The following is a 13,528-nucleotide window of genomic DNA, read 5'->3' as shown; positions in this document are numbered from 1 at the left end:
AGAGATAAATGAATTTTCGTACTCCCGCAGTGCGGCTGGGCCTTCTGCCCGCCGGCATTGCGCTTGCCCTGACGCCGGCCTTTGCTTCGGCTCAGGAAGCAAGCGGCACGACCGACCTGGACCGCATCCAGGTCACCGGTTCGCGTATCCGTCAGGCCAGCACTGAAACCGCGCAGCCGGTGATCGCGCTGCAGCGCGCCGACATCGAGAAGCAGGGCTTCACCAGCGTCGCCGACATCGTGCAGAACCTGTCGGCCACCGGCTCGCCGGCGATCAGCCGCGCCGATGCGCTGTCCTCGGGCGAAGAAGTCGGCGGCCAGTACGTCGACCTGCGCAACCTCGGTCCGGAGCGCACCCTGGTGCTGCTCGACGGCAAGCGCATGGGCGTCAGCTCCGGCGGCTACACCGACCTGGCCTCGATCCCGACCTCGGTCGTGGAGCGCATCGAAGTGCTGACCGACGGCGCCTCGGCGATCTACGGTTCCGACGCGATCGCCGGCGTGGTGAACATCATCACCCGCAAGAATTTCGACGGCCTGGAAGCCAGCGTCTACAAGGGCCAGTACGGCCAGGGCGACGGCGACAAGACCACCTACAACTTCGTCTACGGCCAGACCGGCGATCGCGGTTCGATCACCCTTGGCGCCGAGTACAGCGAAGAAGAGCCGGTTCTGGCCAAGAACCGTCGCTACAGCGCCTCTGCCAACGGCTATCGTCATCCGGTTCCGACCGACGACGACACCAACGGCTGGAGCGCGATCACCGAAAAGGGCGTGCTGGTTACGGATGATGGCAACTACGTCCTGAACCCGGGCGGCGCCTCGAACAACTTCGGCGACTACCACGAGCTGGGCAACGCCGATCTGTCCAACCCGTCGCAGCAGATGTACCTGTCGACCGGCATCAAGCGTCGTTCGGTCTTCTCCAACGGTCAGTTCGACTTCACCGACAACATCCGCGGTACCGCCAGCGTCCTGTACACCGAACGCGAAGCGCTGCAGCAGATCGCCGGCTACCCGTACCGTTCGGCTGCCTACGACACCCAGATGTCCGGCGACAGCGTCTTCAACCCGCTCGATACCGACGTTGATTTCATGCGTCGTACGTGGGAAGTGCCGCGTCAGACCAAGTCCGAGCTCAACACCTTCCGCTTCAGCGGTGGTCTGGAAGGCTCGTTCGAGTTCGCCGACAAGTACTTCGACTGGGATGTGGGCTACGTCTACAACCGCAACAAGGGCGTCAAGACCGGCACCGGCAACCTGTTCATTCCGAACGTGAAGAATGCCGTGGGCCCGTCGTACCTGGATGCCAACGGTATCGCCCAGTGCGGTACCGCCGCTGCGCCGATCGCCGGCTGCACCCCGTGGAACCCGCTGCTGCCGTACGGCTCCACCGCCGACGGTTCGCTGTCCAACCCGGACCTGCAGAAGTACCTGTTCCTGCCGACCCACGATACCTCGCTGACCACCAGCAAGGTCTACAGCGCCAACCTGAGCGGCGCCATCGTGACCCTGCCGGCCGGTGACCTGTCCTTCGCGACCGGTTACGAGCACCGCGAAGAAGACGCCGAGTACAACCCGGATGCACTGCTGCAGTCGGGCCTGAGCACCGACCTGGCCGGTGCGCCGACCGCCGGTGGCTACAAGCTGGACGAGTTCTACCTGGAACTGAACGTGCCGATCCTCGCCGATCTGCCGTTCGCCAAGGAACTGTCGGTCGACATGGCCGGCCGTTACTCGGACTACAACACCTTCGGCGACACGGTGAACTCCAAGTTCGGCCTGAAGTGGAAGCCGATCGACGACCTGCTGGTCCGTGGCACCTATGCCACCGGCTTCCGTGCGCCGACCGTGGCCAACCTGTACGGTGGCACCTCGCAGAGCTTCGACAAGTACACCGACCCGTGCGACACCTTCTTCGGTGCTGCCGTGCGCAACCCCGACGTCGCTGCCCGTTGCGGCGGCGCCGTGCCGGCCAACTTCCGTCAGGAAGCGTCGGGTGGCATCGATGCCACCGGCCCGGGCGCACAGTCGAACTACCCGTACCTGTCCGGTTCCAATGACGGCCTGCTGCCGGAAACCTCCAAGACCTGGACCGTCGGCCTGGTGTACAGCCCGAACTTCGTGCAGGGCCTGGACGTCAGCTTGGACTGGTGGAAGATCCGCATCGACAACGTCATCGCGGCGGAGTCGGTCACCTCGATCCTCAACCAGTGCTACGTGCTGAACAACGCCAACGCCTGTGACCGTGTCACCCGTGACACCGATTCGGGCCAGGTCGTCGACGTGACCCGTACGCTGATCAACGGCGGCTACCAGGAAACCGCAGGTTACGACCTGGGTATCCGTTACCGTCTGCCGGAACTGTCCTTCGGCAACATCGTCATCGACTGGAAGACCACCTATGTGGACTACCTCGAGTACAAGCGCGACAACGAAGCTGAAACCGCCGTCGAGCAGCACACCGGCTGGGGCACGGGCGACTGGGGCGGCAACTTCCGCGTCCGTTCCAACCTGAACATCGATTGGAGCCTGGGCAACTTCGGCGTCAACTGGGGCATGCGTTACTACTCCGGTCTGAAGGAAGAGTGCGCCTACGATCGCGAAGGCGGTCCGGAGTGCAACAACCCGAGCTACTCCTCGGCCTACACGCTGGCGATCCCGGTGCGCAACACCGGCTCGAACACGTTCCATGACCTGCAGGTGCGTTACAACACCCCGTGGGATGCCACCATCTCGGCTGGCGCGAACAACGTGTTCAACCACGAAGGCCCGGTGATGTACAGCCAGCCGAACTCGAGCTTCTCCTACTACGGCGGCTTCGACATCGGTCGGTTCTACTACCTGAAGTACACCCAGCGCTTCTGATCCATCGAAGCAATGGCGTAAAAAAAGGAGGGCGGGCCGCAAGGTCCGCCCTCTTTGCGTTGTGGGGTAGGGAAAGTCTGAGTTTCAGCGAACGGTGATCCGCCTCACAATTCGAGCGGAAATGCAGTTGATACCGTCAATCGGTCCAATCGTGGACGATTGAGAGATCGATATGAAAACGACGCTCGCTCAGAAGATTTCCGCTGTACTGCTTGCCTCCCTGGCGACCGCGGCCAGTGCGTCGCCCGGCCTGATCATCTGCGGGGGAGGGCGCTACTGCGAAGACGTCCGCATCGAATGCCTCGCCGACGGTGGCTCGGCCGCCATGTGCGAGCGCCTGTGGCGCTTGTGCGTGCTGGACGCCTGTCCGCAGCGCTGAAACGACGATGGCGCGCCACGGGGCGCGCCATCCTTCAAGCATGCTCCGCCCCACACTCAGGCGTCGCTGGCCACCAGCCCCATCAGTGCGTTGGCGTGATCGCGCCACTGCGGGAGCTTGTTGAGCACGCCGGCCCGCTGCAGATACTCCTCGTCGACCGGGTCACCGTTGATCAGCGCCAGGGCCACGTGGACCGCACCGGTCACCCAGAAGCTGCGGGTGGTGGAGCGATGCGGCTGCAGGTGGAACGCCACGGCTTCGATGATCGGCATCGGCAGGCCCCACAGCCCCAGCAGGTAGGCGCCCGCCTCGGCATGGCCGGGGCGATTGTCGGCCGCGTCTTCGGGCGTGCGCTCGTTGCGCACGCCCGGCAGCAGCAGGCCGATGTCGGCCAGCAGGGCCGCGGTGGCGCCCAGTTCGGCGCTGGAATCAGGCAGCAGTTTGGCGGCCAGGCGCGAGGCCAGCAGTGCGCGCTGCTGCAGCGAGTTGCGCTCGGCACCGGACAGCGGTTGGGCCGAGAACACTTCGCTGGCCAGCACCAGGTCGCGCAGGGTCGACAGTCCCAGTCGGGTCACGGCGGTGCGCAGGTCGGAAATGATCCGGCCGCTGTTGAAGAACGCCGAGTTGGACAACTGCAGCACCTTCGCCGCGATGGCCGGGTCGGCCGCGACCAGCTTGGCCACGTCGGCGGTATTGGTGTCGTCGTCGTGTTCCAGCGCCTGGGTGAGGGACAGATACAGGTGCGGTGGCGAGGGCAGCTTCTCGATCCGGCCGATGGCACTGCGCAGGCGTGCGCTGTCGAGCAGTTCGCGCAGCTCTTCCAGGCTGGTCAGCGCTTCGAGCAGCACTTCCGGGGCCAGCGGCATCGGCAGGAAGCGGTGGGCGACACCGATCAGGCGCGCCGGCGGCGGGCGGTTGCCGTGCTCGGCATCCACCAGTGCGATTCGGATGGTCTCAGGGCGCAGCGTGCGGATCTGGCCGAGCAGCGTGGTGGCGTTGAGATCGGGCAACTGCGGGCACACGATCACCGCATCCACCGGCGAGCCGGCAACGATGCCCATGGCGCTCTGGCCATCGGCAGCGGTCAGCGGTTGCCACTCTTCCCCAAGATCGGCAATGAATTCCAACAGCTCAGCCGACAGGCTGGCTTCGTCCCCAACAAGCAGAATGCGCACGACACGGTCCCCTGGCTGACCACGGTGAAACGCACCGTGGACGGTGTGAAGAGACGCAATGTACCCAATCCGGCACGAATAGTGATGTGCCGCATTGGAAAAACGTGATGCACATCGCTCCGGCAGGCGGTGCCGGAGCGATGCCGGTCAATCTCAGGCGATGTTGCCGAGGTAGCGCTGGTGCGCTTCGACCAGGATCTTCTTGGCTTCGGCGGCGCCGCCCCAGCCATCGAGCTTGACCCACTTGCCCTTTTCCAGGTCCTTGTAATGCTCGAAGAAGTGGCCGATGCGCTCCAGCCAGTGGCTGGACACCTGCTCGATGTCTTCCACGTGGGCATAGCCACTGAAGACCTTGGAGATCGGCACGGCCAGGATCTTTTCGTCGCTGCCGGCCTCATCGCTCATCTTGAGCACGCCGACCGGACGGCAACGCACCACCGAGCCCGGGACCAGCGGCAGCGGCAGCACCACCAGCACGTCGGCCGGATCGCCGTCGCCACACAGGGTGCTCGGCACGTAGCCGTAGTTGCACGGGTAGCGCATCGGGGTGGAGAGGATGCGGTCGACGAAGATCGCGCCGGTTTCCTTGTCCACTTCGTACTTCACCGGCTCGGAATCCTTCGGGATCTCGATGATGACGTTGATTTCTTCCGGCGGGTTCTTGCCCGGCGAAACGAGTTCCAGACCCATGGGTGTGCTCCAGCTGAGAGGGGGTAGGGCGCAAAGTCCGCCATTTTATGCCTTTGCCGGCCAACGTGCAGCGGCCTGGCCGCCGGGGCGCCGAATCGGTCCGCCAGGCAGGGAAGAATCGCCACACAGCGGCGCCTTCCATCCCGACGCGGCGCTGGGTTGAGGCCTGATGGCCGGGCCCGGCGCCGCTGGCGATCATGGCGTGGAACCCACTCCGAGCCTGGCGATGCCCAAGATGACCCCGATGGCCGGCCTTTCGATGGCGGCGGCACTCTGCCTGGTGGCCCCGGCCGCCGCGGCCCATGCCTCGTCCAGACCGTACGTGGACCTGGTCGACTTTCCCTACAAGGAGGCGAACTGGGACCGTTTCTACGCCCTCGAGGGCCACTTGATGCGGGAGTTTCATGACCTGTGCGGCGTCACCTATTGCCAGGGTGTCTATGCCAACCATGTCCTGCTGCAGTTCCGCTGTTCGGTGCACGCGGCCACGGGCACCGTGACGGAATGCGCGCTGGTCATTGCGGCCGGCAACCTGGAGGTGGACGCCGCCACCGGCAAGGTCATGCCAGACAACCGTACCTGGGCGTGCGCCGTGCCACTGGCCCCGCATACGCCTGTGGAGGCCCTGCATGCCGCCCTGGGACGTCGTGACGCGTTGATCCTGCCGCTGCCGGGTACCGGACGGTCGGTCCATGACGCGCTTCTCGGCTGCCTCGGCGAAGGCGGTTCGCTTGCCGCGTCCCACAGGAGACACCCATGAACCGCTTCCTCGCGAGCGTCGCGCTTGTACTTGCAGCCGCCAGCTTCCCGGCAGGGGGCACCACTGCGCAGACCTTCATCGATGCGCGCAGCTATCCGACGCCGGCCGCCGGGTGGGAGCGCTTCCTCGCGCTGGAAACGCGACTGGTCCGCGGCTTCGATGAGGTCTGCGGCGATACCTTCTGCGAAGGGGAGTATCACAACCTGCAGTCACTGCGTTTCCGCTGTTCGGTCAACGCCGCCGATGGCGGCGTGGAGGAGTGCGTATGGACGTTTACCGGCAGCACCGCGCGGGTGGATGGATCGACCGGGAGGATCATCGTCGATGCGCGCAGCTGGGCCTGCCCCGTCCCGCTGGCCGCCAGGACGCCCCTGCCGATACTGCTTCAGGCCTTGGAACAGGACGATCCACTGCACGTGCGGCTGCCCGGCACCACGACCAATCTCTACAAAGGGTTGACCGGATGCCTGTGACCGGCATGAGGCTTGGCCAAACGTGACTCATTCTCATTTGCGGAGTAACATGCCGCGCCTTACGGGTTGCCGTCTCCCTGCGGTCCCGCTTTGTGCACTGGCCCATGTCCTCCAACGCCACCACTCTCACCGAGCTGTTGATACGCGAACGCCCGGCGCTGCTGCGCCTGGTGCAGCGCATTCTGGGCAGTGATGGCGGCGCGGAGGATGTGATCCAGTCAATCTGGTTCAAGGCCCGGGGTGTCGACGGCGGCCAGCCGATCAGCAACCCCCGGGCGTACCTGTATCGGCTGGCGGCGAATCTGGCCACCGACCACGGCCGTGAGCGCACGCGACGCACGCGCCTGTTGGCCGAGCATTACCTGTGGGGGCCGGACGAGGTGCTCTCCACCGAAGAGCAGGCGATGGCGCAGGACGACCTGCAGCGCGTGCTGGCGGCGGCCGAACATCTTCCCGAGCCGACCCGCACGATCTTCCGCCTCAACCGCCTGCAGGGCATGACCCAGGTCGAGGTCGCCAAGCGCCAGGGCGTGTCGGTGACGACCGTCGAAAACCACGTGCGCAGCGCCTTGCAGCGCCTGGCCTGGGCGCGCAGCGGGCGCTGAGCGGCACGCATCCGGGCTTGGGGAAGCCCGTTTCCCATCCGTCTTGATCATAATGCCGACCCTTCCGGCCTCTTCTTCGTCCGCGCGCGCCTGCGCACCCACTGCCAGCCATGAGCCCGCACGAACAGCCTCCGATGTCCCGACCCTTGCCACCGTCCGACCCTGCTGCCGTCCAGGCCCGCGCCTGGATTGCCTGGCTCGCCTCCGGTGCGGTCGAGCCCGGGCAGATGCAGGCCTTCGAGCAGTGGCTGGCCGAGCCGGACAACCGGCGCACCTTCGAATACGAACGCCAGCTGTGGCGCAGTCTCGGGCCGCAACCGGCCCCGGCGGTGGTGGCCCGCCGGCCGCCGCGCCGCCTGCGCTGGCCCGCCGTTGGCGCGGCCACGGCCGCCTTGGTGGCGTTGGCCTGGGTGGCGCCGGAAGCCTGGTTGCGGCTACAGGCCGATCACCGCAGCGGCACGGCCATCCACTCCGTGGTGCTTCCCGATGGCAGCCGCGCCGTGCTTGATGCCGACAGCGCCATCGCCATCCGCTACGACGGGCAGGTGCGGCGCATCGCGCTGCTGCGCGGCCAAGCGTGGTTCCAGGTGACACCCGACGCGGCGCGCCCATTCCAGGTGGATGCGCAGGGCGGGGTGATCGAGGACATTTCCACGGCGTTCGCGGTCGCACGCGAAGGCGACCACGTGGACACCGTCGTGGCGCAGGGCCGGGTCCGGGTCGCGGCGGCCGATCGGGGTGGCTGGACCTATCTGGACGCGGGCCAGCGTGCGCGCTTCGCAGCGGGTGGGCGGGTCACACGGCAGGAAGACGTCGCGCTGGACAGGATCGCGGCCTGGCGTGAGGGCGAACTGCTGCTCGACGCAACCGGGGTGGAAGAGGCGGTGCGGCGCATCGCGCGCTATCGGTCCGGGCCCACCTTCGTGCGCGGGGATCTGGCCAGTCTGCCCGCGATCAATGCGGCCTTCCGCATCGACCGGCCGGAGCAGGCCCTGGACGCCCTGGCGGTCAGCGCCGGGTTGAGCGTGACCCGCCTGCCGATGGGCGTGGCGATCGTGGCACCGGCCACCCACCCGTAGCGCGGCGGGCCTGCTGCGGAGGCGGCGTGGCGTGCGTCCAGTCGGGGGGCGGCGCATTGGTCTTGGGGCAGCGACCTGTTCGTTCGTCTTACCCGGCATAACGTACCCGCCGCCGCCACGTACGTCCGCTGCATCCGCACCTGCGTGCGGATGACCCGCCTCCGCGGCACTGATCTTTCGACAGGTTTTTTCATGCGTACTTCCACCCGCGCGGGGCATCGCCTGCGCCCGTCACGTCTCTGCATCGCCCTGCTCAGCGCCGGCCTGGCCGCCGCGCCGGCACTGCCGGCCCTGGCCCAGTCCAGCCCGGCCTCCGCTGCGGCCACGCTGCGTTTCGACATTCCCGCCCAGCCGCTGGCCGACGCGCTGCGCACCTACATGCGGCAATCCGGTGTCCAGGTCGCCTATCCGGCAGCACTGGCCGAAGGGCTGACCTCCACGGCGGTGGCCGGGCAGATGGATGCACCGTCGGCCTTGCTGCGCCTGCTGCAGGGCAGTGGGTTGAACATGCGCCAGGTCGGGCCGGAAGCAGTAACGCTGGAGCGCGCACGGGTGGCCGGCAACGACGACGGCCTGATCGTCACCGATGCGCTCAGCGTGGCAGGTGATCGCATCGAGGGCGGCAGCGACGCCGAGCGCGCGCTGGACGTGTACCGCACCGCCGGTTCCAGCGCCTACATCGACCGCACCACCATCGAGCGCTTTCGCGGCACCTCCACCTCGGACATCGTCAAGGGCGTGGCCGGTGTGACCGCCGGCGATCCGCGTACCGCCAACGCGCTGGACGTGAACATCCGCGGCATCCAGGGCCAGAGCCGCATTCCGGTGATCATCGACGGCGGGCAGTCGACCATGGATACCTACCGGGGTTACGCAGGCCAGTCGCAGCGCACCTATCTGGATCCGGACCTGATCTCCAACATCACCATCACCAAGGGGCCGAGCCTGGGCGTCAACGCCTCCGGCGGCATCGGTGGCGTGGTCGAGATGGAAACCCTGAAGATCGAGGACGTGCTGCGTGAGGGCCGCGACGCCGGGCTGCGCGTGCGCACCGGCATGGCCAATGCCAGCGCCAACAACGTGCCCGCCTACGACGCCGCACCGCGCACCGACCGCAGCGCCCTGGGCAGCCAGTTCTTCAACATCGCCACCGCCAAGCATTGGGATCGTTTCGACCTGGTCGCCGCCTACGCATGGCGCGAGAACGGCAACTATTTCTCCGGCAAGCACGGCTACGACGACTTTCCACAGACCCGGCGCACGCTGGCGCCGTTGAATCCGCCGGATACCGAGGTGTTCAACACCTCCTCGCGCTCGGAGTCCTTCCTGCTCAAGGGCACTTGGCGCATCGACGATGACCAGACGCTGGAAGCGGGTTACCGCCGTTATGAAGGCACCGCCGGCGAGATCATGGCCTCGCAGATCATCCGCGTGGACCGCGACCGCGTGCCGCAGTGGGACCCGGGCCATGTCGACATGGATGCCTACAACCTGCGCTACCGCTTCAACCCGGACAACGAGCGGATCGATCTGAAGGCCAACCTCTGGTACACCGATGCCGACAGCCTGATGTACAACGGTCTGACCGGCATCACCCCGTGGTACTTCGATCGCCGTACCGAGTGGTACGACGGCCCCTCGTTCAACACCGACCCGGGCTACAAGGATGCCTACCGCAATGAGCTGACCCAGACCCGGCTTGGTTTCGATGTGGGCAACACCACGCATCTGGACGGTCGCGCCGGATTGTTCACGCTGGACTACGGCCTGTCCTTCAGCGACGAGGACGTCGGCCCGGGCCCGCACTCGCCGGTCATGCACGACGACCTGGTCAACAACCGCTTCCTGCGCAACGCCGAGCGCAAGGAATACAGCGCGGTGGCCTCGGTCAAATGGCAGCCGGACGAGCATTGGGAAGTGGTGGTCGGTGGCCGCTACAACCGCGTCAACGTGCACGACCGCAATCGCCTGGCCACGCCGGAAACGTACGGGGTGATCGGTCAGTACCGCTACACCCAGCTGCTCGATGGCAACCCCAATCTACCGGCATGGCGCGCCAAGCGCATCGCCATGCTCAACTGGTATCCGGATGCCAACGGCCAGTTCACCGAGGCCTCGCTGCTGGCATCACCGTATGAGAAGGGCACGGTGGCTGACATCACCGGCTGGAACTTCTACGACGCTGATGATGCCGAAGATCTGAGCGTGCCGGTCAGCTGGACCTGGTCGCAGCCGATCCGTCGGCGCGACAGCGCCTTCATGCCCAGCGCCAGCGTCGCCTACCGTTTCGACGAAGACACGATGGTGTACGTGAAGTACGCCGAGGGCGTGAAGCTGCCGAGCCTGTTCGAGACCACGCTGGGCCTGTTCACCGCGGCCAAGCCGACCGGTGAGCTCAAGCCGGAGCGGGCAGGGACCTGGGAGATCGGCGCGAGCACGGTGCGCCACAGCCTGTTCACCGAGGGCGACCAGGCCGGCTTCAAGCTGGCCTACTTCAACACGCGCATCGATGATCTGATCACCCGCGACTACCGCACCCTGTCGGCCGGGCTGATCCGCAACGTGGACCGCTTCAAGGTCTCCGGCGTGGAGTTCCAGTCCAGCTATGACAGCGGCATGGTGTTCGCCGATCTGTCCGCGCACTACTACATTCAGGCCAAGACCTGCGCGCCGGACATCGCCGCCGAGCGTCGTGCCTACGGCATCCAGCGGAAGATCGAGGAACTGAAGAACACGCCGGACTGCGTGGATGGTGGCTTTGAAGGGTCCTACAGCAACACCCAGAACCCGCCGCGCTACAACGTCAACCTGACCCTGGGCTCGCGCCTGTTCGACCAGCGCCTGAGCTTCGGCACCCGGGTGATCCACAACGCCGGCCCGATCAGCACGCTGGACAAGGAATGGAACGTGGGCCTGTCGGCGATCCAGCAGCTGTACCGCCCGGCGACCATCGTGGATCTGTTCGCCAGCTGGCAGGCCAGCGAGCAGTTCGCGGTCGACCTCAACGTGGACAACCTGACCGACCGCTACTATCTCGATCCGCTGGCGCTGGGCGTGATGCCCGCACCGGGCCGGACGGTGCGGCTGGCGCTGACCTACCGCTACTGATGCCCGGACACGACAGGGGCCGGCATGGCCGGCCCCTGTCGTGCATCCAGCCTGCCCATCCTTGGCCGGCCGGCATCAGATGCCCGTGATCGCTCAGCCGGCGTTGGCCTGCGCGGTCGCATCGGCGTGCAGGGCTTCGCTGAGCTCATCGACCACGATCGCCCACTCCGCATCCGAGCGCAGCTGCTCGGTCAGGAACTGGCGCTGCCCATCGTTCCAGTACGGCGCTTCGATCAGGCGGATATCGTTGGAGAGCTGGTGGTCGCGGATGAAGGCGGCGATCGCCTCCTCGCTGGCTTCCAGCCCGAGCTGCAGGAACAGATTGGTCATGCGCGGTTCGGTGGTGATCATCGTGTCATTCCAGTGGCAGGGCGTGGCCCGTATTATCGGGGCAAGGCCGTGACGGTGGCATGTGACGGACGCAACGCTCCCCACGCGACAATGGGCTTGGGGTTGCAGCCGTGACAGACGTCTTCAACAGAGAACCGCGCCCCACTTCCCCATCCAAGCAGTGCCATGATCGTCATCGATACTCCCCAAGCCACCCGCAGCCAACGCCTCAAGGCCGCCACCCGTGACAGCCACGGCGCGCTGGACAAGCGCATCATGGCCGGCGACATCTTCGCCAGCCGCGACCTGTTCGCGAAATTCGTGCGCGTGCAGTTCCGCTTTCACCGCGACATCGACGCGCTGTATGGCAACCCCGCGCTGGACGCGCTGCTGCCCGACCTGGACGAGCGCCGCCGGCTGCCGCTGATCGCCCGCGACCTGGCCGATCTGGAACAGGCCCTGCCACTGCCGGCATCCGCCGGCCTGGATGGCGACCTGCAGCTGCCGGCCGCGCTCGGCTGGCTGTATGTGGCCGAAGGCTCCAACCTGGGGGGCACCGTGTTGTACAAGATGGCCGCCAGGCTCGGCCTGGACAGTGACTTCGGCGCGCGCCACCTGGCCGCACATCCCGATGGCGCGGCCCGCCATTGGCGCGCGTTCACCGCCGCGCTCGACGGCGTCGCGCTCACCCGGGCGCAGGAACAACAGGTGATCGATGCCGCCGATGCCGCTTTCCGCAGCGTGCACGGTCATGTCGAGGAAGAATTCGCATGAGCACCGCTCGGCACAGCTCCGCCGTGCCGGACCGCCACGGCCACCCGTGATGCGCTGGCTCTGGTTCGGCCTGGGCTGGATCATGGTGGCGCTGGGCGTCATCGGCGCCCTGCTGCCGGTGATGCCGACCACCATCTTCCTGATCCTGGCCGTCGGCTGCTTCGCGCGCAGCTCGCCGAAGTTCGAGCGTCGGCTGCTCGAGCATCCTCGTTACGGCCCACCGCTGCGCCTGTGGCGCGAGCAGGGCGCGATCAGCCGCAAGGGCAAGGCCTTTGCCGGCGCCGGCATGGCGTTCGGCTTCGTCATGTTCTGCTGGGGCGCGCATCCGTCCTGGCCGCTGCTGCTCGGCGTCGGCCTGTTCTTCGCCGCCAGCGCGGCCTATGTGCTGTCACGGCCCGCGCCGCGGCCATCGGCCACGCCGGATCGCCCGTCGGAGCGCTGAAGGTGCTGTCCGCCCCGCACTGATTCCGACCGCTTCGCCCCCCGATACTCCTCCGCCCTTTGCCTGCCTCCGGCCCTGTCACGCGCCGCGATGCCCTGACCGACGACTCCGCCCATGACCCTGCCCATCGCTCTTCCTGCCACCGTGGCGGCGCTGCCGCATGACCTGACTCCCTGGGGCATGTACCAGGCCGCCGATGGCGTGGTGCAGGCCGTGATGATCGGGCTGGCGCTCGCCTCGATCGCCACCTGGACCGTGCTGGTCGCCAAGACCTGGGAGCTGGCGCGGCAGCGCACGACGTTGCGCGCGGCCCGTGCGCTGCTGCTGCAGGCCGCGCACCTGCCGGCGCCGCAGACGCAGCCGTTGCTGGACGAGGGCGTCGCGCATGCGTTGATCGATGCCGCCCGTACCGAGCTGCGCCTCTCGCACGACGCGCATGATCCGGTCGGGATCAAGGACCGCGTCGCGTCGCGCCTGGAACGCATCGAACTGGCGCATGCGCGCCAGCTGCGCACCGGCGTAGGCCTGCTCGCCAGCATCGGCGCGATCGCGCCGTTCGTCGGCCTGTTCGGCACGGTCTGGGGAATCATGAACAGTTTCATCGGAATCGCCCATGCCAACACCACCAATCTTGCCGTCGTCGCGCCGGGTATCGCCGAGGCGCTGCTTGCCACCGCACTGGGCCTGGTAGCGGCGATTCCCGCCGTGGTGATCTACAACCACTTCACCCGCGTGCTGGCCGGTATCCGCGGCCTGCTGGGGGATCTGTCCGCGGGCGTGCAGCAACTGGTCTCGCGCGATCTGGACCGGCCTGGCAAGGCGCCGGCCGTGCACGACGCGCGCTGA

General features: G+C 66.9%; 13 protein-coding genes. 10 read left to right on the top strand and 3 right to left on the bottom strand.

The window, feature by feature from the left end:
* Positions 1 to 8: 8 nt before the first annotated feature.
* Positions 9 to 2,867, top strand: coding sequence for a TonB-dependent receptor plug domain-containing protein (locus HMPREF3113_RS14470; RefSeq protein WP_026069877.1), 2,859 nt, complete (start codon positions 9 to 11; stop codon positions 2,865 to 2,867).
* A 172-nt stretch (positions 2,868 to 3,039) separates the two neighbouring features.
* On the top strand, positions 3,040 to 3,246 hold the full coding sequence (locus tag HMPREF3113_RS14465; RefSeq protein ID WP_070473585.1) for a hypothetical protein: 207 nt from the start codon (positions 3,040 to 3,042) through the stop codon (positions 3,244 to 3,246).
* Positions 3,247 to 3,302: 56 nt separating this feature from the next.
* Here HMPREF3113_RS14465 and HMPREF3113_RS14460 read toward each other — a convergent pair whose 3' ends face one another.
* Together HMPREF3113_RS14460 and ppa are read right to left on the bottom strand one after the other, a co-directional pair.
* Positions 3,303 to 4,421, bottom strand: coding sequence for an HDOD domain-containing protein (locus tag HMPREF3113_RS14460; RefSeq protein ID WP_019183820.1), 1,119 nt, complete (start codon positions 4,419 to 4,421; stop codon positions 3,303 to 3,305).
* A 153-nt stretch (positions 4,422 to 4,574) separates the two neighbouring features.
* Positions 4,575 to 5,111, bottom strand: coding sequence for an inorganic diphosphatase (gene ppa / locus HMPREF3113_RS14455; protein ID WP_019183821.1), 537 nt, complete (start codon positions 5,109 to 5,111; stop codon positions 4,575 to 4,577).
* 226 nt (positions 5,112 to 5,337) lie between these two features.
* On the opposite strand from ppa, the gene HMPREF3113_RS14450 reads away from it, so the two are divergent.
* The 5 genes from HMPREF3113_RS14450 to HMPREF3113_RS14430 all read left to right on the top strand — a co-directional run bounded on the left by HMPREF3113_RS14450 (position 5,338) and on the right by HMPREF3113_RS14430 (position 11,136).
* Positions 5,338 to 5,871: a hypothetical protein gene (locus HMPREF3113_RS14450; RefSeq protein WP_237740305.1), complete on the top strand. Its 534-nt coding sequence runs from the start codon at positions 5,338 to 5,340 to the stop codon at positions 5,869 to 5,871.
* Positions 5,868 to 6,344 (top strand): hypothetical protein, encoded by a 477-nt coding sequence (locus tag HMPREF3113_RS14445; protein ID WP_070473583.1) that lies wholly within the window; start codon positions 5,868 to 5,870, stop codon positions 6,342 to 6,344. The genes HMPREF3113_RS14450 and HMPREF3113_RS14445 overlap by 4 nt, the downstream gene beginning before the upstream one ends.
* Before the next feature lie 104 nt (positions 6,345 to 6,448).
* Positions 6,449 to 6,949 carry an RNA polymerase sigma factor gene (locus HMPREF3113_RS14440; RefSeq protein WP_070473580.1) on the top strand — a complete coding sequence of 167 codons (501 nt, stop codon included), beginning with the start codon at positions 6,449 to 6,451 and terminating at the stop codon, positions 6,947 to 6,949.
* A 134-nt stretch (positions 6,950 to 7,083) separates the two neighbouring features.
* Positions 7,084 to 8,028, top strand: coding sequence for a FecR family protein (locus tag HMPREF3113_RS14435; RefSeq protein ID WP_070473578.1), 945 nt, complete (start codon positions 7,084 to 7,086; stop codon positions 8,026 to 8,028).
* Positions 8,029 to 8,220: 192 nt separating this feature from the next.
* Positions 8,221 to 11,136, top strand: coding sequence for a TonB-dependent receptor (locus HMPREF3113_RS14430; protein WP_070473576.1), 2,916 nt, complete (start codon positions 8,221 to 8,223; stop codon positions 11,134 to 11,136).
* 93 nt (positions 11,137 to 11,229) lie between these two features.
* On the opposite strand, the gene HMPREF3113_RS14425 is transcribed toward HMPREF3113_RS14430, so the two are convergent.
* Positions 11,230 to 11,487, bottom strand: coding sequence for a DUF2789 domain-containing protein (locus HMPREF3113_RS14425; RefSeq protein WP_019183827.1), 258 nt, complete (start codon positions 11,485 to 11,487; stop codon positions 11,230 to 11,232).
* 165 nt (positions 11,488 to 11,652) lie between these two features.
* On the opposite strand from HMPREF3113_RS14425, the gene HMPREF3113_RS14420 reads away from it, so the two are divergent.
* From HMPREF3113_RS14420 to exbB, 3 genes are all read left to right on the top strand, one after another.
* Positions 11,653 to 12,240 carry a biliverdin-producing heme oxygenase gene (locus HMPREF3113_RS14420; RefSeq protein WP_070473574.1) on the top strand — a complete coding sequence of 196 codons (588 nt, stop codon included), beginning with the start codon at positions 11,653 to 11,655 and terminating at the stop codon, positions 12,238 to 12,240.
* A gap of 49 nt (positions 12,241 to 12,289) precedes the next feature.
* Complete coding sequence (locus HMPREF3113_RS14415) at positions 12,290 to 12,682, top strand: YbaN family protein (RefSeq protein WP_046274323.1); 393 nt, start codon at positions 12,290 to 12,292, stop codon at positions 12,680 to 12,682.
* A 114-nt stretch (positions 12,683 to 12,796) separates the two neighbouring features.
* On the top strand, positions 12,797 to 13,528 hold the full coding sequence (exbB, locus tag HMPREF3113_RS14410) for a tonB-system energizer ExbB (protein WP_083298821.1): 732 nt from the start codon (positions 12,797 to 12,799) through the stop codon (positions 13,526 to 13,528).

This window comes from Stenotrophomonas sp. HMSC10F06 (genome assembly GCF_001807865.1).
GTDB lineage: Bacteria > Pseudomonadota > Gammaproteobacteria > Xanthomonadales > Xanthomonadaceae > Stenotrophomonas > Stenotrophomonas bentonitica_A.
This window is presented reverse-complemented; position numbering and strand designations above follow the sequence as displayed.

Excerpts from the sequence above, each read along its gene's own strand:
- exbB (WP_083298821.1), top strand. The coding sequence starts at position 12,797 with ATGACCCTGCCCATCGCTCTTCCTGCCACCGTGGCGGCGCTGCCGCAT.
- HMPREF3113_RS14415 (WP_046274323.1), top strand. The coding sequence starts at position 12,290 with ATGCGCTGGCTCTGGTTCGGCCTGGGCTGGATCATGGTGGCGCTGGGC.
- HMPREF3113_RS14470 (WP_026069877.1), top strand. The coding sequence starts at position 9 with ATGAATTTTCGTACTCCCGCAGTGCGGCTGGGCCTTCTGCCCGCCGGC.
- HMPREF3113_RS14445 (WP_070473583.1), top strand. The coding sequence starts at position 5,868 with ATGAACCGCTTCCTCGCGAGCGTCGCGCTTGTACTTGCAGCCGCCAGC.
- HMPREF3113_RS14435 (WP_070473578.1), top strand. The coding sequence starts at position 7,084 with ATGTCCCGACCCTTGCCACCGTCCGACCCTGCTGCCGTCCAGGCCCGC.
- ppa (WP_019183821.1), bottom strand. The coding sequence starts at position 5,111 with ATGGGTCTGGAACTCGTTTCGCCGGGCAAGAACCCGCCGGAAGAAATC.
- HMPREF3113_RS14465 (WP_070473585.1), top strand. The coding sequence starts at position 3,040 with ATGAAAACGACGCTCGCTCAGAAGATTTCCGCTGTACTGCTTGCCTCC.
- HMPREF3113_RS14425 (WP_019183827.1), bottom strand. The coding sequence starts at position 11,487 with ATGATCACCACCGAACCGCGCATGACCAATCTGTTCCTGCAGCTCGGG.
- HMPREF3113_RS14430 (WP_070473576.1), top strand. The coding sequence starts at position 8,221 with ATGCGTACTTCCACCCGCGCGGGGCATCGCCTGCGCCCGTCACGTCTC.
- HMPREF3113_RS14450 (WP_237740305.1), top strand. The coding sequence starts at position 5,338 with ATGCCCAAGATGACCCCGATGGCCGGCCTTTCGATGGCGGCGGCACTC.
- HMPREF3113_RS14420 (WP_070473574.1), top strand. The coding sequence starts at position 11,653 with ATGATCGTCATCGATACTCCCCAAGCCACCCGCAGCCAACGCCTCAAG.
- HMPREF3113_RS14440 (WP_070473580.1), top strand. The coding sequence starts at position 6,449 with ATGTCCTCCAACGCCACCACTCTCACCGAGCTGTTGATACGCGAACGC.